Annotated in this window: 17 protein-coding genes; 10 read left to right on the top strand and 7 right to left on the bottom strand. The window is 34.0% G+C overall.

Features of this window, described 5'->3' with window-relative positions; translation table 11 throughout:
* Nucleotides 1-38: 38 nt before the first annotated feature.
* The 4 genes from ACUSJC_RS01915 to ACUSJC_RS01900 all read left to right on the top strand — a co-directional run bounded on the left by ACUSJC_RS01915 (nucleotide 39) and on the right by ACUSJC_RS01900 (nucleotide 4,589).
* Complete coding sequence (locus ACUSJC_RS01915) at nucleotides 39-1,331, top strand: AAA family ATPase (RefSeq protein ID WP_449267865.1); 1,293 nt, start codon at nucleotides 39-41, stop codon at nucleotides 1,329-1,331.
* A gap of 3 nt (nucleotides 1,332-1,334) precedes the next feature.
* On the top strand, nucleotides 1,335-1,913 hold the full coding sequence (locus ACUSJC_RS01910) for a hypothetical protein (RefSeq protein WP_449267864.1): 579 nt from the start codon (nucleotides 1,335-1,337) through the stop codon (nucleotides 1,911-1,913).
* Between the two features lie 10 nt (nucleotides 1,914-1,923).
* Nucleotides 1,924-2,409: a 5-(carboxyamino)imidazole ribonucleotide mutase gene (purE, locus tag ACUSJC_RS01905; RefSeq protein ID WP_449267863.1), complete on the top strand. Its 486-nt coding sequence runs from the start codon at nucleotides 1,924-1,926 to the stop codon at nucleotides 2,407-2,409.
* A 155-nt stretch (nucleotides 2,410-2,564) separates the two neighbouring features.
* Nucleotides 2,565-4,589, top strand: a complete 2,025-nt coding sequence (locus ACUSJC_RS01900; protein ID WP_449267862.1) for a M3 family metallopeptidase — start codon at nucleotides 2,565-2,567, stop codon at nucleotides 4,587-4,589.
* A 200-nt stretch (nucleotides 4,590-4,789) separates the two neighbouring features.
* Here ACUSJC_RS01900 and ACUSJC_RS01895 read toward each other — a convergent pair whose 3' ends face one another.
* Together ACUSJC_RS01895 and ACUSJC_RS01890 are read right to left on the bottom strand one after the other, a co-directional pair.
* Nucleotides 4,790-6,055: a cation:proton antiporter gene (locus ACUSJC_RS01895; protein ID WP_449267861.1), complete on the bottom strand. Its 1,266-nt coding sequence runs from the start codon at nucleotides 6,053-6,055 to the stop codon at nucleotides 4,790-4,792.
* 53 nt (nucleotides 6,056-6,108) lie between these two features.
* The gene (locus ACUSJC_RS01890; protein WP_449267860.1) at nucleotides 6,109-6,921 is read right to left on the bottom strand and encodes a hypothetical protein; all 813 of its coding nucleotides are present in this window, start codon (nucleotides 6,919-6,921) and stop codon (nucleotides 6,109-6,111) included.
* Between the two features lie 151 nt (nucleotides 6,922-7,072).
* On the opposite strand from ACUSJC_RS01890, the gene gcvP reads away from it, so the two are divergent.
* From gcvP to ACUSJC_RS01875, 3 genes are all read left to right on the top strand, one after another.
* Entirely contained in the window at nucleotides 7,073-9,916 is a 2,844-nt protein-coding gene (gene gcvP / locus ACUSJC_RS01885; protein WP_449267859.1) for an aminomethyl-transferring glycine dehydrogenase, read from the top strand.
* Between the two features lie 134 nt (nucleotides 9,917-10,050).
* Nucleotides 10,051-10,422, top strand: coding sequence for a group III truncated hemoglobin (locus tag ACUSJC_RS01880; protein WP_449267858.1), 372 nt, complete (start codon nucleotides 10,051-10,053; stop codon nucleotides 10,420-10,422).
* 134 nt (nucleotides 10,423-10,556) lie between these two features.
* Entirely contained in the window at nucleotides 10,557-11,615 is a 1,059-nt protein-coding gene (locus ACUSJC_RS01875) for a 3-oxoacyl-ACP synthase III family protein (protein ID WP_449267857.1), read from the top strand.
* A gap of 2 nt (nucleotides 11,616-11,617) precedes the next feature.
* Here ACUSJC_RS01875 and ACUSJC_RS01870 read toward each other — a convergent pair whose 3' ends face one another.
* Nucleotides 11,618-13,075: a lipopolysaccharide biosynthesis protein gene (locus ACUSJC_RS01870; protein WP_449267856.1), complete on the bottom strand. Its 1,458-nt coding sequence runs from the start codon at nucleotides 13,073-13,075 to the stop codon at nucleotides 11,618-11,620.
* Complete coding sequence (locus tag ACUSJC_RS01865; protein ID WP_449267855.1) at nucleotides 13,075-13,947, bottom strand: glycosyltransferase family 2 protein; 873 nt, start codon at nucleotides 13,945-13,947, stop codon at nucleotides 13,075-13,077. The genes ACUSJC_RS01870 and ACUSJC_RS01865 overlap by 1 nt, the downstream gene beginning before the upstream one ends.
* Before the next feature lie 85 nt (nucleotides 13,948-14,032).
* Here ACUSJC_RS01865 and ACUSJC_RS01860 point away from each other — a divergent pair, with 85 nt between their 5' ends.
* The 3 genes from ACUSJC_RS01860 (at nucleotide 14,033) to ACUSJC_RS01850 (ending at nucleotide 16,483) form a co-directional block, all read left to right on the top strand.
* The gene (locus ACUSJC_RS01860) at nucleotides 14,033-14,893 is read left to right on the top strand and encodes a glycosyltransferase (RefSeq protein ID WP_449267854.1); all 861 of its coding nucleotides are present in this window, start codon (nucleotides 14,033-14,035) and stop codon (nucleotides 14,891-14,893) included.
* 73 nt (nucleotides 14,894-14,966) lie between these two features.
* Nucleotides 14,967-15,716, top strand: coding sequence for an MlaE family ABC transporter permease (locus ACUSJC_RS01855; protein WP_449267853.1), 750 nt, complete (start codon nucleotides 14,967-14,969; stop codon nucleotides 15,714-15,716).
* Nucleotides 15,713-16,483 carry an ABC transporter ATP-binding protein gene (locus ACUSJC_RS01850; RefSeq protein ID WP_449267852.1) on the top strand — a complete coding sequence of 257 codons (771 nt, stop codon included), beginning with the start codon at nucleotides 15,713-15,715 and terminating at the stop codon, nucleotides 16,481-16,483. The genes ACUSJC_RS01855 and ACUSJC_RS01850 overlap by 4 nt, the downstream gene beginning before the upstream one ends.
* Nucleotides 16,484-16,486: 3 nt before the next feature.
* Here the strand turns inward: ACUSJC_RS01850 and ACUSJC_RS01845 are convergent, their stop codons facing one another.
* From ACUSJC_RS01845 to ACUSJC_RS01835, 3 genes are all read right to left on the bottom strand, one after another.
* On the bottom strand, nucleotides 16,487-17,884 hold the full coding sequence (locus ACUSJC_RS01845) for a TIGR00341 family protein (RefSeq protein WP_449267851.1): 1,398 nt from the start codon (nucleotides 17,882-17,884) through the stop codon (nucleotides 16,487-16,489).
* Nucleotides 17,884-18,942 carry a mannose-1-phosphate guanylyltransferase gene (locus ACUSJC_RS01840; RefSeq protein WP_449267850.1) on the bottom strand — a complete coding sequence of 353 codons (1,059 nt, stop codon included), beginning with the start codon at nucleotides 18,940-18,942 and terminating at the stop codon, nucleotides 17,884-17,886. Before ACUSJC_RS01840 ends, ACUSJC_RS01845 begins: the two co-directional genes overlap by 1 nt.
* Nucleotides 18,943-19,038: 96 nt before the next feature.
* Complete coding sequence (locus ACUSJC_RS01835; protein ID WP_449267849.1) at nucleotides 19,039-19,644, bottom strand: SprT-like domain-containing protein; 606 nt, start codon at nucleotides 19,642-19,644, stop codon at nucleotides 19,039-19,041.
* Between the last annotated feature and the right edge of the window lie 2 nt (nucleotides 19,645-19,646).

Raw genomic sequence — 19,646 nt, 5'->3', positions numbered from 1 at the left:
GATTCATTTTTTTAGTTAGATTTGTAAAAAAGCAATAAATGAAAATTTCAAAATTATATATCGACCAGTTTAGACATTTGGAAAATCTAACTTTTGATTTTACTTATCAAAGTGGCGAACGCAAAGGACAACCTTTGGACAAAATATGTTTTATTGGACAAAGTGCTACTGGAAAAACAGGGTTATTAGAGTTGATTTATACGTATTCAACTAATATTCTTGACTTAGAAGTCCTAAATGGAACTTCATTAAGTGGACTCAAAACTTCTTTAAAAAAAATTGATGGAATTGTTGAATATATTCTAAATGAAGATAAACTCATTTTGTATGGACAAGAGGTAATTTACAAAGGTCATACTTATAAAGAAAGTTCACAGGGAGGAACTATAACAGATCTAATTCCCGAAAATCTTAAAAATGAAATATTTTATTTTAAAGCAAATTTAATATCCGACAAAAACATAGATGTATTTACAAAAAACCCTGTTGATTTATTCGAAAAATACTCTAATTCAACCGAAATAAATCTAGAAAACATTCTAAAAGGGAATATTGAATCAACTACTATATTTAGTGATGAAGTTGACACTAAAATATGGCTTTCTCTCCTTAGCGAAATACTTCAATATCGAAAAAAATTCACTCAAAAAATGTCCGAACTTATCCACAAGGGATTACTTGGAAATAGAAGCAAATTAGAAATAGAATTCAATAAATGGCAAAAAGAAAATCCTAATAAATTAGAATCTTTTGCTGAAAAATTCAATCCAATTTTAGAAAAGTTAAACTTGGAAGTTGATTTAATAAATACTGAGTATTCTATTCCTATAAAAAATAAACGAACTGACGATATAATTCCTATCCAGAACTCTAGTACAGGAACTAAAGGATTATTATTATCATTCTTGCCATTATTCAAATTAGACACTAAAGGTTCCATCATTTTAATTGATGAACCGGAACGTTCTTTATATCCTGACATGCAAATGGATTTAATGGATTATTACAAAAACTTAGCTCCAGAGGCGCAGTTTGTAGTAGCCACTCACTCTCCATTTATTGCTGCTTCGTTTGAGCCAGACGAAAGGTTTATTCTATATTTTGATAAAGAAGGAAAGGTTGCCGTAAGAAGAGGTAGTTCCCCAATAGGTGATGACCCAAATGATATGCTTGAAAATGACTTTGGTATTAATTATATCAATAAATATGGTCAAAAGAAGTATAATGAGTACATCGAATTAAAGCAACAGATTTACTTCGAAAAGGACGAGGAAAAAAAGAAACTAATTTCAGAAAAATTAGAAAAACTAGGGGATGAATATAATTTTTAAATTATGAAAAGAATTATTAAAGATCCTGACTCTGAAATTATCAAACAGAATATTGGTTATAAAAAATCTGGTAATAACGATTTAAGCACCATTCTTCTAAAAGAACAAAAAAGTTTTTGTGCTTATACTGAAGAATACATTGGTTATAATGATGCAGTAGATATTGAGCATTTTAACCCTAACTTAAAATATACAGATCAAGACACTTATCAAAATTGGTTCATGGTAAAGCACAAACCAAATAATCTGAAAAGAACCAATTGGATTGAACCTATTTTACATCCAACAGCAGAAGATTTTGAAACTAGATTAATATACTTTGATGGTTACTTTATACATCAGCCTGAAGATATTGAAACAAAAAATCTAATTGATTTATTGAATCCTAACGATGAAATTTTTGCAAAAAACAGAAAGAAATACATTGAAAGAAGAAAAGACAGAATCAATGAACTAAATATTCCTGCTGAAGATTACTTTCAAGAAAAAGTAAATACTGAAATAGATTCAATTAAATATTTGAGAGCAATCCAAGAAGAATTCAAAATTAATATTTGGAATATGATTCCAACCCCACAATAAAAAAAAGAACATGAGTAAAATAGCTGTAGTAATGGGCAGTATTTCGGATATGCCGGTAATGCAAGATGCCATCAACATCATAAAAGAATTTGGTATTGAGGTAGAAGTAGATATTGTTTCTGCTCACCGCACACCCGAAAAATTAGTAGATTTTAGTTCGAATGCACACAACAGAGGAATTTCTGTTATTATTGCCGGTGCCGGTGGTGCTGCACATTTACCGGGAATGGTCGCTTCTATGAGTCCGCTTCCTGTGATTGGCGTTCCGGTAAAATCGAGCAATTCTATTGACGGTTGGGATTCTGTTTTATCGATTCTACAAATGCCGGGCGGAGTTCCTGTGGCCACTGTAGCTTTAAACGGAGCAAAAAACGCCGGAATTTTGGCCGCACAAATCATCGGAAGTTACGATAAAGCGGTTTTAGACAAAATCATCGCTTATAAAGAAGGATTGAAACAAGCGGTTTTAAAAGCAGCAGCTGATTTAAAAGCTTAACGTATAAAAACAGAATACCCCGAAAAAATCGGGGTATTTCCGTCCACAATTAAGTGACAACTATAAAAAAAATTCTACTCTTTCAATCTTTAAGAATGCTTTTATGTTAGCATTTCGTCGACAAATTTATACACTTTATCGATAACGACAAAATTATGAACACTTTTTTGGAAAAATTTAACACTAAGTATAATTCGGCTCCTTTCAGCCAAATACAACTTTCAGACTACAAACCGGCGTTCGAAGCTTGTATAGCAAAGGCTAAGCAGGAAATCGATTGCATAATTGACGATACAAAATCTCCTGATTTCGAAAATACAATTGCGGCGCTAGATTTTGCCGGACAAGAATTAGATCGTTTATCGAGTATCTTTTTCAACTTGAATTCAGCAGAAACTTCTGACGAGATGCAAAAAATTGCTCAAGAAGTATCGCCTTGGTTGACTGAATTTAGCAATGACATTACTTTAAACGAGGATCTGTTCCAAAAAATCAAAGCGGTTTACGATCAAAAAGACCAATTAGACCTAACGACCGAGCAACAAACTTTATTGGATAAAAAATACAAAAGTTTTGTTCGCAATGGGGCTTTATTAAATGAAGAACAAAAGAAAAAACTTCGCGAAATAGATACCCAATTAGCCAAATTAAAACTGACTTTTGGCGAAAATGTTTTGGCAGAAACCAATAATTACCAATTGCACGTTATCAACGAAGCCGATTTGCAAGGTTTACCGGAAGGTACAAAAGAAGCCGCTGCCGATTTAGCGAAAAGCAAAAATGTAGAAGGTTGGATTTTTACATTAGATTTTCCAAGTTATTTACCTTTCGTTACTTATGTTGACAACCGTGAATTACGAAAAGAAATATCTATTGCCTACGGAAAAAAAGCGTTTCAAAATAATGAATTTGACAACCAGCAAAATATCAAAGATATTGTTCGTTTGCGTCACGAGCGGGCTAATTTATTAGGTTATACTTCTCACGCCCATTTTGTTTTGGAAGAACGAATGGCGCAAAATCCGGAGAAAGTTCAATCATTTTTGAATGATTTATTAGAAAAAGCAAAACCGGCTGCCGAAAAAGAATTTGCCGAACTTACTGCTTTTTCAAAAGAATTGGACGGAATTGATCATTTGGAAAAATGGGACAGCGCTTATTATTCGGAAAAATTGAAACAGAAAAAATTTAATTTGGATGACGAAAAACTGAAACCGTATTTCAAATTGGAAAACGTTTTACAAGGCGCTTTTACCATTGCTGAAAAATTATATGGCATTACTTTCAAAGAAATTTTCAACATCGACAAATACCATGAAGATGTAAAAACATACGAAGTTTTAGATTTTGAAGGCAACCTTGTTTCCTTATTTTATGCCGATTTCTTCCCAAGAAAAGGAAAACGAAATGGCGCTTGGATGACTTCTTTTAAATCGCAATTCATCAAAGACGGAATCAATGAGCGTCCGCATATTTCGAACGTTTGCAACTTTACACCACCAACAAAAACGAAGCCTTCACTTCTGACTTTTAATGAAGTAACTACTTTGTTTCACGAATTTGGTCATGGATTACACGGCATATTAGCTAACACAAACTATCCAAGTTTATCGGGAACTTCTGTATATTGGGATTTTGTGGAATTACCAAGTCAGGTTATGGAAAACTGGTGTTATCAACCGGAAGCTTTGGCTTTATTCGCTAAACATTATGAAACAGGCGAAATTATTCCGCAAGAATATGTAGATAAAATTAAAGAAAGTGCCAACTTTTTAGAAGGATTAGCTACGGTTCGCCAATTGAGTTTTGGTTTATTAGACATGGCATATCATGGAAAAGCACAAACAATTAATGATGTAAAAGCATTTGAATTAGCTGCATTTGAAAGCACAAAATTGTATCCGGATGTTGCCGAAAATTGCATGAGTACTTCGTTTTCGCATATTTTTCAAGGCGGTTATTCTTCCGGATATTACAGTTACAAATGGGCCGAAGTTTTGGATGCAGATGCGTTTGCTTACTTTGAAGAAAAAGGAATCTTCAATAAAGAAGTGGCGACCAAGTTCAAAGAATATGTACTTTCAAAAGGCGGAACCGAACATCCTATGGAATTGTATAAAAAATTCAGAGGGCATGAACCTACTCCGGATGCATTGTTGAAAAGAGCGGGATTGATATAAAAACTCCCTTGTCATTAGCTTCGCTCTGTTCGGCTTTGCCTCGAGTCTGAACTTGTTTAACTACGTTGAATCTTTGATTTCAGGATCTAAATCTAAACATATTATCTTAGAAGCTGAAATAAATTACTTCGTCAATTCACTAACGCTCGTGTCAGCTTGACAATTATCAATATAAACCGAGGTTAATAGCTTCGGTTTTTTTATTCATTAGATTTCAACACTCTTCTCGCTAATTTCCCGACGGTTAAACCTTGTACCAAAATAGAAAAAAGCACCACAATATAAGTAACTTCTAAAAACAACGCTTTGTATGGACTTTCAGGCATTGACAAAACCAACGCGATGGAAACACCGCCTCTGATTCCGCCCCAGACCATTACCATTAAAGAACCTTTTGTATAGGTCGATTTAATTTCGAAGAAGTTAATAATATCGAAGAATTTCCAAGGTAAAATAATCGAACACATTCTCGAAAACAATACAATTAAAATAGCTACAAAACCTAAAACAATTTGTTTCGTCAAATCCGGAAGAAGTAATAATTCAAAACCGATATACAAAAACAAAACAGCATTCATTATTTCGTCAACAATTTCCCAGAACTTTTCCAAATAATCTTTGGTTTGTTCGCTCATCGCCACTTTCTTACCATAATTCCCTATCGTAATTCCCGCTATTACCATGGCTAACGGACTGGAAACATGTAAAGCCTGAGCGACTAAAAACCCTCCCATTACTATAGAAAGTGTTATTAATACAGAAACTTTATAATCATCAATTTTCTTAATCGTGTTAGATGCCGACAAACCTAAAAGCAACCCTAATAACATTCCTCCCAATCCTTCTTTAGCAAATAATCCTAAAACCGATTCTGTCGTTACTTCAAAAGTATGATCTGTTGCCATTTTAAGAACAACGGCAAACATTACAACAGCAACACCATCATTAAACAGGGATTCACCTACAATTTTGGTTTCAATTTTCTTCGGAACTTTGGCTTGTTTCAATATTTCTAATACTACAATAGGATCTGTAGGAGAAATTAAGGTTCCGAAAATCAAACAATAAATATAAGGAATCTCAATCCCGAAAACAGGCGCAATAGCGTATAAAATTCCTGAAATGATAAAAGCAGATAATACTACACTAACTGTAGAATAAATCATAATGGGAATTTTCTGTTCTCTCAAATCAGAAATATTAACGTGCAAAGCTCCGGCAAAAAGAAGGAAATTTAACATGGCTCCCATCAAAACATCTTTAAAATCGAAGTCTTTTACCAAGTCAAAGAATTCTTTAGTTGCTTTAGGAAAATAAGAGTCACCTAAAAGACGAATCCCCACCGAAACAAGCATAGCAATAATCATAATTCCAACGGTACTCGGTAATTTTAAAAATCGAAGGTTTAAATAAGCAAAAAAAGAAGCTAATACTATTAAAGCTGAAAAAGTATAATATAATTCCACTTGTTGTTTTTTCGCAAATTTATCCTTTTTATTACAATTCTACGAACTTTAACTTATGTTAACAGCAATAAAAGAAACCAAAAAACAGGCAGACTTTCTGTCCAAAAACTGGTAAAATATTTGCTTCTTTTGGAACTGGCATAAAAAGTAAAAATTATCAAAATCAAAGCAAAAAAAGTATTCACAAAAAACTGTTGCAATGACATATCGGGTTTAAATGCATCGAAAAGAACAAAAAGAAACAGCAAAAAGTAAGCTAATAGTTTTGTCTTTTTCTCTCCTATTTGCTGAGGAATGGTTTTCAAATACAATTCATCAAATTGAAGATCAACAATTTCAAAAATAAGCATCAATACGAAAACCAAAATAAAGCGTTGCAAACTTTTTAAAATAACGACCCAATCGATAGAATAATGTGCATTAATTACCGGAAGCCAAACGGTCACTGCAACCCAAGCTAAAGCCACTAAATATATTTTAATTCCGCTCCAATTTCGCATGTTGGATGTATTTGGAAAAAAGGGAATCGTATATAAAATCGTTAAAAAAAGAGAACCAACGCCAAGCCACTTGGTGATTGTTTGTAGTTGCCAAAAATAGTAGAGCGTTGCACAAAAACAGAGAAAACTCAAACCTATAATCGCTTTAAACCTATTGGTCAACGGAACTCGGCGCACACGAGCCAATTCGTCATATTTAATAAAGTTATAACCTACTATTGTTCCGTAAAAACCAAAATAAGCCACTGCTTCATCATAAGGCAAGTGCAATTTCAGGAAGGTCACTCTAATTAAAGCATAAACAGCCAAAGCAACATGAACACTGCTTTCTATATAAAAATCGAGAACTTTCTGTAAAAACTGCATATCACAAAAATAGCAAATGTGTTAATAAGAACGTAATTTAGTTGAAAAAATCACAAAAAATCAATTTTTAAAAACTAAATATTACAAGATTAATAATTACATTTGCTTACTTTTTAAACAACACAAATTTCAAATACACATTTATTGATTAATGAGAACAGATGCATTTGCTTTGAGACACTTAGGTCCTAGAGAAGCTGACCTAAATCAAATGTTGAACACAATCGGTGTAGATTCGATAGACCAATTAATCTACGAAACTTTACCGGATGACATTAAACTAAAATCTCCTCTTCAATTAGACCCTGCTATGACTGAATATGAATATGCCAATCATATTTTGGAATTGGGTCAAAAAAATAAAGTTTTCAAATCCTATATCGGTTTAGGATATCACCCAACAATTGTTCCGGCGCCTATCCAAAGAAATATTTTTGAAAACCCGGGATGGTATACTGCTTATACACCTTACCAAGCAGAAATTGCTCAAGGTCGTTTAGAAGCGCTATTAAATTTCCAAACTACTATAATTGAATTGACAGGAATGGAAATTGCAAACGCATCTTTACTTGACGAAGGTACTGCTGCTGCTGAAGCGATGGCACTACTTTTTGATGTAAGAACTCGTGACCAAAAGAAAAACAATACCAACAAATTCTTCGTTTCTGAAGAAATTTTACCACAAACACTTTCAGTATTACAAACACGTTCTACTCCAATCGGAATTGAATTAGTAGTAGGTAATCACGAAACTTTTGATTTTTCAGACGAATTCTTTGGCGCTATTCTTCAATATCCGGGAAAATACGGTCAGGTTTATGACTATGCTGGTTTTATTGCTAAAGCAGCGGCAAACGATATCAAAGTAGCTGTTGCAGCGGATATTTTATCATTGGCTACCTTAACTTCTCCGGGAGAAATGGGAGCTGCTGTAGTGGTTGGAACTACGCAACGTTTTGGTATCCCAATGGGTTACGGAGGTCCGCATGCAGGATACTTCGCTACAAAAGAAGAATACAAACGTTCTATGCCAGGCCGTATCATCGGTGTCTCTATCGATGCTAACGGAAACCGTGCCTTACGTATGGCTTTAGGAACTCGTGAACAACATATTAAACGTGAAAAAGCAACTTCAAACATCTGTACGGCTCAAGTTTTATTGGCGGTTATGGCAGGTATGTATGCAGTTTATCACGGTCCAAAAGGTTTACGATATATTGCTAATAAAGTTCACGCTGCTGCGGTAACTACTGCTGAAGCTTTAAACCAATTAGGTATTTACCAAATGAACTCTGCTTATTTTGACACTATTTTAGTAAAAGCAGATGCTCAAAAAGTAAAAGCTATTGCCGAAAGAAATGAAGTAAACTTCTTCTATGCTGATGCAGAAACGATTTCGATTTCTTTCAACGAAACAACTTCTATCAAAGATATCAACCAAATCATCGCGATTTTTGCCGAAGCTACAGGTAAAGATGCTTTCACAGTTACTGAATTGTCAACTGCAAATCAATTACCGGCTTCTTTAGAAAGAGCTTCTTCTTTCTTAACGCATGATGTATTCAACAACCATCATTCTGAAAGTCAGTTGATGCGTTATATCAAAAAATTAGAGCGCAAAGATTTATCATTGAACCACTCGATGATTTCTTTAGGTTCTTGTACTATGAAATTAAATGCTGCTTCTGAAATGTTGCCGTTATCGATGGCAAATTGGAACAGTATTCACCCATTTGCTCCGGTAGATCAAGCAGAAGGTTATATCACTATGCTTCAAAAATTAGAACAACAATTAAATGTAATTACCGGATTTACAGGCACCACTTTACAACCCAACTCAGGAGCTCAAGGTGAATATGCCGGTTTAATGACTATCCGTGCGTATCACATGTCTCGTAATGAAGGGCATCGCAATGTATGTTTAATTCCTGCTTCTGCTCACGGAACTAATCCTGCTTCCGCAGCTATGGCCGGAATGAATATTATTGTAACTAAAACAACTCCGGAAGGAAACATTGATGTTGAAGATTTAAGAGCAAAAGCGATTGAACATAAAGACAACTTATCGTGTTTAATGGTTACTTATCCTTCTACGCACGGAGTTTACGAAAGTGCTATCAGACAAATTACCAATATTATCCACGAAAACGGAGGGTTAGTATATATGGATGGTGCCAATATGAATGCACAAGTTGGATTAACAAATCCTGCAACTATTGGCGCTGATGTTTGTCACTTGAACTTACACAAAACATTTGCTATTCCTCACGGTGGTGGTGGACCTGGAGTGGGACCAATTTGTGTAAACGAAAAATTAGTGGAGTTCTTACCGACTAACCCGGTTATAAAAGTAGGTGGCGAAAATGCCATTACAGCGATTTCTTCTGCACCTTACGGATCAGCTTTAGTATGTTTGATTTCTTACGGTTACATTAGCATGATGGGCGCTGACGGTTTAACAGAAGCTACTAAATATGCTATTTTGAACGCTAACTATATGAAAGCGCGTTTAGCGGAACATTATCCGGTTTTATATTCTGGAGAAATGGGAAGAGCTGCTCACGAAATGATCTTAGATTGTCGTGCATTCAAAGAAAAAGGAATTGAAGTCGGAGATATTGCAAAACGCTTAATGGACTACGGTTTCCACGCACCAACAGTATCTTTCCCTGTTGCCGGAACATTGATGATTGAACCAACAGAATCTGAAGATTTAGCGGAATTAGATCGTTTTTGTGATGCTTTAATCGCGATCAGAAAAGAAATTGAAGCTTCATCTGCTGACGATAAAAACAACGTCTTGAAAAATGCGCCTCACACTTTAGCTATGCTAACAGCTGACACTTGGGATTACCCATATACAAGAGAAGCCGCAGCTTATCCGTTAGAGTTTATCGCTGAGAATAAATTCTGGCCAACGGTAAGACGTATTGATGATGCTTACGGTGACAGAAATTTAGTTTGTTCTTGTGCTCCTATTGAAGCATATATGTAATTTAGGAATAAATCAGTCCCTGGTGACTTGACTAGTAAATAATAAAAAAGGCTTCAATTATTGAAGCCTTTTTTATGCATGATAAATATCAATAATTATAAAAACACAAAATTGTACTTTTGAAAACAAAAACAATGAGAGATATTGAAACTCGTGAAGACATCTTATTACTGATGGAAAAGTTTTATGACAAACTTTTAGCGGATGCTTCTATACATCATTTCTTTACTCAAACTACTACCGTTAGCCAACATTTACCGGAACATTTTAAACTTTTGGCTACTTTCTGGGAACAAGCTTTATTTTTAAGAGGCGGGTATTTTAACAACATGATTGAAGTTCATCAAAAGGTTCATGAGCAAAGTGCATTTTCTGCAGAACATTACAAAACTTGGCTTACTCACCTTTTTGATACTATTGACGAACATTTTTCGGGTCCAAAAGCGGAACAAATGAAAACTCAGTCTCTAAATATGGCTACAGTTATGCAAATGAAATTGGCTTAATTATTTATTTTCTTTTATTTTTATTAAAAAAATAAATAGTTTTTAATAATTCAATAATTTAAACAAAATAAACTGCTGTAAAAATTGTTATAATCAATAAATAACTAATTTAGGCAGCTTAAAATAATAAAACAATGAACATCAAAATAACAGGATCGGGTTCCTACATCCCTACTGAAAAAGTAACCAATTTAGATTTCGCTCAACATAACTTCTTAAATGAAGACGGCACACAATTCCCACAACCTAATGAAGTGGTTGCTCAAAAATTTTTAGAAATTACAGGAATTGAAGAAAGGAGATATGTTTCTGACGACTTATTATCATCTGACATTGCTGCTATTGCTGCTCAACGTGCCATTGATAACGCTAAAATAGATCCTGAAACATTGGATTATATCATTTTTGCTCACAATTTTGGTGACGTTAAAAAAGGAGCTATTCAAACGGATATTTTACCAAGTTTGGCTTCGCGTGTAAAACATACGTTGAAAATCAAAAATCCTAAATGTGTAGCCTACGATATTTTGTTTGGTTGTCCGGGTTGGATTGAAGGTGTAATTCAAGCACAAGCTTATATCAAAGCCGGAATGGCAAAGAAATGTTTGGTTATTGGAGCAGAAACACTTTCCAGAGTAGTTGATATGCACGATAGAGATTCTATGATCTATTCCGACGGTGCCGGAGCGACAATCATTGAAGCTACGGAAGAAGAAGGTGGAATTCTGGCTCATGAATCGGCGACATTTGCACATGACGAAGCGTATTATCTTTTCTTTGGAAATTCGTATGACAAAAAATCAGATCCGGATGTTCGCTATATTAAAATGTATGGACGAAAAATCTATGAATTCGCCTTATCTAATGTTCCGAAAGCGATGAAAGAATGTTTAGAAAAAAGCGGGACTGACATTTCGCAAGTCAAAAAAGTTTTGATTCACCAAGCTAATGAAAAAATGGACGAAGCTATTATTCAGCGTTTCTTCCGTTTGTATAAACAAACTCCTCCCGAAGGAGTTATGCCTATGAGTATTCATAAATTAGGAAACTCAAGTGTTGCAACAATTCCAACATTATATGATTTATTGGTCAAAGAAGAATTAAAAGATCATCAACTAAACAAAGGCGATGTTATCATATTTGCTTCTGTTGGTGCCGGAATGAACATTAATGCATTCGTCTATCAAATGTAAATTTATCTTTTCAACAATTTATTGAACCAAAAATTCATGGACGGAATCAGTTGCATTTGGTAAACCAAACTCAAAGCAATAATCAAAAAGGCACTTACCTTCATAATAACTTCCAACCAAAGATTTTCTAGGCTGGGCATTAAATAAATTCCGAAGAACACAATATTCAAAACAAAAATTAATTTGGCATAACTTTTATCAAATGGAAGTATGCCAAATTTTTTATAGATAAAAATCAACTTCGCTAAATTAAATAACGTCATTGCTATAAAAGAAGCAATGGCAACTCCTAAAATTCCTATTTCAGTTTGAGTCAAGAAATACCAATTCAATGAAACATTTAAAACCACCAAAATCAAAACAGAAATAATATTGAAGCGATAATATTGTGAATACGAAATAATTTCTGAATTAAAACCGGTTGCCATATTAAACAACACATTGCTCCCTAAAACATACATAACAGGAACAGAAGCCATCAATTTTTCTCCTGTTGGCAGCAATTGAAAAAGCGGTTCAATTCCTATAAAAATACAGCCCAACAAGATTGCCCCCACGAAGAACAACAACTTTGCCGTTTCTACATATTTCATTCGTAAGGTTTCCCAATCCTGGTTTTTAATCAAGGCAGATACTTGTGGCGCATACACTGTAAACAATCCGGTGGCAGGAATAGCCAAAGCCGAAGCTAAATTCACGGCAATTCTATAGGTTCCGTTATCTTCAAATTCACAAAACAACGGAATCATGAAACCATCTACTCTAAAAGCTAAAAAGGAACCAAAACTTCCGATAAATGTATAAAAACAATAGCTAAAATATTCGTTTTTTGGAATTTCCTGGAAAAGTTCTTGAAAACTACCTTCACCTTTAATTGAAAAATAGCGGAATAGATATTGGCTCAACAAAAGTAACAGTAAAAAATAAAAGGCTATAAACGTGTAAATTCCTACATTTTCGGTTACCAGACCTAACAGCACCAAAATGAAAACAGCAGGAAGCGCTACTTTGGGAATGATTTTTTCATAAAACGTTGGAACAGCAATCTTCTGTAAATTGGCAGCCTGACGCTTAAACAATTCGATGAAAGCCAAAGCAACAGCGAGCGGAAAAGCAAAAAACAAATATTGGTATCGATCCCAATCAATCACAAATTCTCCTAAAAACAACAATAAAAGCACTCCAACACCAATTCCCAAGATTGTAAAAATTCCGTATTTGAAAAGTTGACGTTTGTTATTCTCTGAAAGGTTAGGATAAAAATGAATTAAGGCTTGTGCTCCACCAAACACCAAAACCGGATATAACATTTGGGCAATACTATCTACAAAACCCACTTTTCCTAAAAAATCTTTGTCATTCGGGTATACGAAAACTGTAGAAAGCACCCCAATGGCAATTCCTAAATAATTAATTATCGTAAACCAAAAAGCTTGTTTATGTGATTGTGTGTCTTGCATTATTTATAACTTTTTCGGGCTTTTAGCAACGTTATAAAATGTAATTTTAAAAGTATATAATACCCAAATAATTGCCAAAACATTGAAAATACTTTTGAAAAGGAATAATACCTAGAGAAATATTTAGGCAAACCAACTACATTTCGAAAAGCGCTTAATAATCCGACTATATAATTGTGATTTACATTCAAAACTTCAGCCAACATTTTGTATTTTGATTGTTTGATGTCCTTCTGAAAGCTCCTTGTAATCGTTCTATCGTGACAAATTTTCGCATTTTTTACCACAATTGTTTTAAAGCCATGATAACGAACTCTATCCGAATAATTTCGATCTTCGCCATAATGATCATACATCGGTTCAAAATAACCTACCTTTTCAATAACTGCTTTAGGAAGTAACCATGCGGCCGCATTGATAAACGGAACTTCATCCATTACTTCTGAAATTGTTTTAATTTTTCTGTGCCAATAGGTTTCAAAATTAGCATCTAAAGTCACTTCATCAGCAGAAAAATGGATTGGACTCACAATTCCGTAATTTGAATTGCTTTCGGCTGCCAAAACTAAATTTTGTATGGTTTCCGGATAAATCCAAGTATCTTGATTCAATAAAAATAAATAATCAAAACCCGCTTCTATCGCTTTTTGCATGCCAATATTATTCGCCTTTCCAAAACCTAAATTTTTTTCAGATTGGATAAGTTCTACAAAATCGAATTGTTTTAAAACAGCTACCGACTGGTCTGTTGAAGCGTTATCTACAGCAATAACACGAACTTGAAGAATTGAATTTTGCAGTGACTTCAAACATTTATCAAGCCATTTTTCTCCATTGAAGGTTACAATAATTACTGCAATTTTTGTGGTCATACAAATTTTCTTTGTCATACAAAAATAAAGATATTTCCACTGTAAACACCTAATTGCTTATTTTTGTTTTGAATTCCTGTATTTTATGAAATTTTACATTGTCATTCCGGCGCACAACGAAGCCAATCTCATTGGATTAACACTAGAATCTTTGGCTAACCAAACTGTTTTACCAAGCAAAGTTGTGGTTGTCAATGATAATTCTGTTGACAATACTGAAACTGTTGTCAACCAATTTTCCGAAAAACATCCTTGGATTACATTGGCCAACAATACTTCTGAAGCCATTCATTTACCCGGAAGCAAAGTTATTTTAGCGTTTAACAAAGGTTTGAAAACTTTGGATTCTAATTATGATTTTATTGTAAAAGCTGATGCCGACTTGATTTTCCCAGAAAACTACTTTGAAACGATTATAAAACATTTTCAATCCGATCCAAAAGTTGGAATGGTTGGTGGTTTTGCTTATATTGAGAAAAACGGAGAATGGATCTTAGAAAACCTAACCGATAAAGATCATATTCGTGGGGCTTTTAAAGCGTATCGAAAAGCTTGTTTTGAACAAATTGGCGGACTAAAACCGGCGATGGGCTGGGACACTGTAGACGAATTGCTTTGCAAATTTTACGGATGGCAAGTAAAAACTGATGCAGATTTACACGTTAAGCATTTAAAACCAACCGGAACCAATTACAACAAAGCATCTCGATACAAACAAGGCGAAGCTTTTTATTCTTTGGGTTACGGCTTTGTAATTACAGCCATTGCGTCGTTGAAATTAGCTTTACGAAAAGGAAAACCATTGCTTTTTATAGATTACTTAAACGGATTTTGGAAAGCTAAAAAAGCTAAAAAACCGCTACTGGTTACCCAAGAACAAGCTAAATTTATTAGAGAATACCGCTGGGGAAAAATGAAGGGTAAAATAGTCAACAGTCGTAGTTAGCAATTGGCAAAAAACTGAATACTGTGACCGCTAACTGAAAACTATTTTATATTTTAGCCAATATTTACAGAATATGTTTGTCATTCGAATTTTATCGCAAATAGGAAAATATTTCATCATGCTTAAAGAAACGTTTAGTCGTCACACTAAATGGAGCGTAATGAAGCAGTTAATCTTAAAAGAAATAGACGATTTAGTCATTGATTCACTTGGGATCGTTTGTTTCATTTCATTTTTCGTAGGTGGCGTTGTAGCGATTCAAACGGCTTTAAACTTAACCAATCCGTTAATTCCTAAATATCTTATCGGTTTTGCTACAAGGCAATCGGTTATTTTAGAGTTTGCTCCCACTTTTGTTTCCATTATTATGGCCGGAAAAATGGGTTCATTCATTACATCAAGTATCGGAACCATGCGTGTAACCGAGCAAATTGATGCTTTGGAAGTAATGGGTGTCAATTCGTTGAATTATTTGGTTTTCCCAAAGATCATTGCTTTGCTTTTATATCCGTTTGTGATTGGAATTGCGATGTTCCTTGGAAATTTTGGTGGATGGATGGCTACTGTTTACGGTGGATTCGCAACGAGTAATGAATTTACTATTGGATTGCAGGAAGATTTTATTCCATTCCATATCGCTTACGCTTTCATTAAAACTGCCGTTTTTGCTTTTATTTTAGCAACTATTCCTTCTTTTCACGGCTATTACATGAAAGGCGGAGCACTCGAAGTGGGTAAAGCTAGTACTGTTTCCTTTGTTTGGACTTCTGTTGTTATTATTTTGATGAATTATATTTTAACCCAAATGTTATTAAGCAAATGATAGAAGTTAAGAATTTAGAAAAAACATTTGGTTCACAAAAGGTTTTAAAAGGGATTTCAACCCGATTTGAAGCTGGGCAAACGAGTTTAGTTATTGGGCAAAGTGGTTCCGGAAAAACAGTTTTCCTAAAATCTTTATTAGGACTTCACACGCCTGAAAAAGGAACTATTTCTTTTGACGGAAGAATTTATTCAGAAATGTCAAAAGACGAAAAACAAGATCTTCGAACTGAAATCGGAATGGTATTTCAAGGAAGTGCTTTATTTGATAGTTTAACTGTAGAAGAAAACGTTGGTTTCCCGTTGAAAATGTTTTCCAATAAAACACCAAAGGAAATAAAAGAACGTGTTGATTTTGTTATCGAAAGGGTAAATCTAGTAGATGCCCATTATAAAATGCCTTCTGAAATTTCAGGTGGTATGCAAAAACGCGTAGCTATTGCCAGAGCTATTGTTAACAATCCGAAATATCTTTTTTGTGACGAACCCAACTCCGGATTAGACCCTAAAACAGCCATTGTAATTGACAATTTGATTCAGGAAATCACGCAGGAATACAACATAACGACAGTGATTAACACACACGATATGAATTCAGTAATGGAAATTGGCGAGAAAATTGTGTTCTTGAAAAATGGCTTATTGGAATGGGAAGGTTCAAACAAAGAAATCTTCAAAACAGATAATGAAGCAGTAACTGATTTTGTGTATTCCTCAGAATTATTCAAAAAAGTCCGCAGAATGTATTTAGAAGAGGACGGAATGTAATTTTTATTCCGACTTCACTTCTACTTTTTTATTTTTCAATTTGGTTTTCAACCACTTTCCAAAGCGTTCTGTTTCAGTTTGTCGCTCTTCACTTTTTATAGATTTATTCCATTTCACGATGAAATGCGGAACCGTATCGACAGCTTTAAAATTGGTATGCAAAACACTATAAAAAGAAACTTCTTCAATTTGATTATTTAAGCTTTTCAATTCGTCAGCTACTTCTACAAATGAAACAGCCGAACCATTATTTAACTTTGCTTTTAAATCAAAAATTTCTTTGTCTTTTTCTAACAATTGTTCTTCTTTTTTCATCAAAAGCTGTTGTGTGGTTAAATAGGAATTTTCAATTTCGTTTAAACGAGATAACGTTTTCTGACTTTCCAAATCCTGAAGTACTTTAACTTTAATTCCTGAATATCCTAAAGAAGCTATTTTGTCTTGAATTTTTTTAATTTCATCATTATTTAAGCTTTCACCAATAACAGCAAAACTGACTGTATTATCTTTATAACTGGTTTGAATATCAAAAACACCAATTCCTTTATCTTCCTTCAAATCCAAGAGAACTGTTTCTACTTTCTTTTCAAAATCTGATTTCTTATACAATTTATAAAAAAAGTAAACACTTGGAATAATAATCGCCAAAGCAATAAGTGTCAACAATTGAGAAATTTGCTTTTTACGTTGTTTATCAGCATATTCTTTAAGCGGAAAACGAAGCGATTTTACCACTAAATAAGTAGCAGTAGCAATGAAAATAGTATTAATAGAGAACAAGAAAAGTGCACCACCAAAAAAATCCCATTTTCCTGTTGCCAAACCAAATCCGGCAGTACACAATGGTGGCATCAAAGCGGTTGCAATAGCCACACCCGCAATCGTATTTGTTGACTTATTTCTTCGACTTAATGCAACCAACAAAGCCAAACCTCCCGATAAAGCAATGATAATATCTAAAACATTAGGAGAAGTTCTTGCTATTAACTCTGGAGTTTCATTTTGAAAAAGCGGAACACTAAAAAATAAGAATGAAGTGGTTAAACTTAATACAACCATCACTCCGAAATTCTTAAGTGATTTGCGCAACAGTTCCACATCATTAATCCCTAAAGACAATCCCATCCCTAGTATAGGTCCCATTAACGGAGAAATCAACATGGCTCCAATAACAACAGCCGTTGAACTTGTATTAAGTCCAGTTGAAGCAATTAAAATAGAAAAAATCAAAACCCAAGCATTCTGTCCTTTCATATCCACACCGGCTTTAATATCTTCGATAGTAGCCTTTCGATCAGTATCTTTAGAAATGTCAAAAATTTCTTTGACCAATGCTTTTAGACTAGCTAAAAAGGAAATTTCAGGGGCTTGTTGCTTTTGTTCTTGATTTTTATCTTCCATTAATTATTTATTTTTGAAACAATCTGTTTGATGTCTTGTTCTTTACATTTTGGATAAATCAACAAAACATCATCTTTATCTACTATAATATAATCATCTAAACCATCAACAACTACTAGCTTTTTTCCCTCAGCTCGGATGATATTGTTTGAAGAATTTTCTAAAATAACCGTTGCATTGACAACTGCATTATTATTAGAATCCTTTACTAACTTTTCATGAAGCGATCCCCAAGTTCCTAAATCATTCCAATCAAAACTAGCTTCCAGCACAAAAACATTTTTAGCCCGTTCTAGAACAGCATAATCTATCGAGATATTCTCTGCCATTCTGTAATTTTCTGCTATAAATTGCTTTTCATCAGATGTTTGATAAAAATCATAACCACTCATAAACAACTGATACATGGTTGGCTTAAACTTCTTAAAAGCATTTTCAATAGATTGTACACTCCAAATAAAAATACCTGCATTCCAAAGAAAATTACCACTTTCTAAAAACTTATTAGCCGTTTCGTAATCCGGTTTTTCTCTGAACTGAACAACTTTTTTTACTGCTTTTACATCTTCTTTATTATATTCAATATATCCAAAACCTGTATTTGCAAAAGTAGGTTTAATTCCTAAAGTTACTAAAGAATCATTCGTTTTACAAAACTGAAAGGCTTCTTCTACATTTTTAGCAAATGAAATTTCATCTTCAATCCAATGGTCAGAAGGTGCTACTATCATTAAAGCATTTGGATTTTTCTTTTTAATTTTTAAGGATGCATATAAAATACAAGGTGCTGTATTTCGCATCATGGGTTCTAAAACCAACTGTTCAGGTTTTAATTCTGGTAATTGGGTTAAAACAATATCATTATATTTTTCATTGGTTAAAACCAAAATATTCTCTACCGGAATTACTTTACTCAATCTTGAAAAGGTTTTTTGAAGTAACGTAACGCCAGTCCCTAACATATCGTGAAACTGTTTCGGAAATTCTGTTGTACTGACAGGCCAAAATCGAGACCCAACGCCTCCGGCCATAATTATAGCATAATAATTCTTATTCATATATACTTTGTCTGCTAAGGTTCAAAAATACTAAGTTTTTTCCAAATATTTAAGATATTAAAGGTTAAGTCTGGGTTATTTGAGCCCGAATGCTTCTTAAAAAGTAAGTTGTTCCACTTCTGCATTGGGTTGAAACAAATAAACCCGACCTGTTTTCAGTTCTATGCATTCGTAACGTTTTACTCGAAGTGCAATTTTTTTGAATACTTTACCGTTATGGATTCTAAAATTAGCTCCATAAGGCAATTCAAAAACATACACTTTATCCGATTGTTCTTTAATATCAAATTGCTTTAAAGCTAAACTCAAGGTCGCATCCGTATCGCTACTTGCTTTAGGATTTTTAAAGTGACGCGCTAAAAGAGGCAATAATTGATTCGGAAAAATTTCAGGTCGGATAAAAGGAATCATCAACTGCTGAAAAGTATATTTCCATTCGTTCCCATGCGGTTTAATCATCCGCCCATACTTTTCAAAAGCGACTAAATGCGCAATTTCATGAATCAGCGTCATTAAAAAGCGATACTTGTTTAAACTCGCATTAACCGTGATCAAATGATACCCATCGGAGTTTTTACGATAATCTCCATGACGTGTTACCCTGTCGTTCACTATTTTTAAATGCACATGATGCATTTTTATCAGTTCAAAACAAGGAAGAACAGCGTGTTCAGGCAAATATTTCGATAAAACTTCACTCAAAA

The sequence above is a fragment of the Flavobacterium sp. U410 genome (assembly GCF_053570605.1).
Note: the sequence above shows the minus strand (reverse complement) of the source record. Positions and strands in the feature narration are given on the sequence as shown.

Coding starts and splice junctions, on each gene's coding strand:
- ACUSJC_RS01865 (WP_449267855.1), bottom strand. CDS start 13,947: ATGACCACAAAAATTGCAGTAATTATTGTAACCTTCAATGGAGAAAAA.
- ACUSJC_RS01855 (WP_449267853.1), top strand. CDS start 14,967: ATGTTTGTCATTCGAATTTTATCGCAAATAGGAAAATATTTCATCATG.
- gcvP (WP_449267859.1), top strand. CDS start 7,073: ATGAGAACAGATGCATTTGCTTTGAGACACTTAGGTCCTAGAGAAGCT.
- ACUSJC_RS01845 (WP_449267851.1), bottom strand. CDS start 17,884: ATGGAAGATAAAAATCAAGAACAAAAGCAACAAGCCCCTGAAATTTCC.
- ACUSJC_RS01840 (WP_449267850.1), bottom strand. CDS start 18,942: ATGAATAAGAATTATTATGCTATAATTATGGCCGGAGGCGTTGGGTCT.
- ACUSJC_RS01870 (WP_449267856.1), bottom strand. CDS start 13,075: ATGCAAGACACACAATCACATAAACAAGCTTTTTGGTTTACGATAATT.
- ACUSJC_RS01860 (WP_449267854.1), top strand. CDS start 14,033: ATGAAATTTTACATTGTCATTCCGGCGCACAACGAAGCCAATCTCATT.
- purE (WP_449267863.1), top strand. CDS start 1,924: ATGAGTAAAATAGCTGTAGTAATGGGCAGTATTTCGGATATGCCGGTA.
- ACUSJC_RS01915 (WP_449267865.1), top strand. CDS start 39: ATGAAAATTTCAAAATTATATATCGACCAGTTTAGACATTTGGAAAAT.
- ACUSJC_RS01880 (WP_449267858.1), top strand. CDS start 10,051: ATGAGAGATATTGAAACTCGTGAAGACATCTTATTACTGATGGAAAAG.
- ACUSJC_RS01890 (WP_449267860.1), bottom strand. CDS start 6,921: ATGCAGTTTTTACAGAAAGTTCTCGATTTTTATATAGAAAGCAGTGTT.
- ACUSJC_RS01875 (WP_449267857.1), top strand. CDS start 10,557: ATGAACATCAAAATAACAGGATCGGGTTCCTACATCCCTACTGAAAAA.
- ACUSJC_RS01910 (WP_449267864.1), top strand. CDS start 1,335: ATGAAAAGAATTATTAAAGATCCTGACTCTGAAATTATCAAACAGAAT.
- ACUSJC_RS01900 (WP_449267862.1), top strand. CDS start 2,565: ATGAACACTTTTTTGGAAAAATTTAACACTAAGTATAATTCGGCTCCT.
- ACUSJC_RS01850 (WP_449267852.1), top strand. CDS start 15,713: ATGATAGAAGTTAAGAATTTAGAAAAAACATTTGGTTCACAAAAGGTT.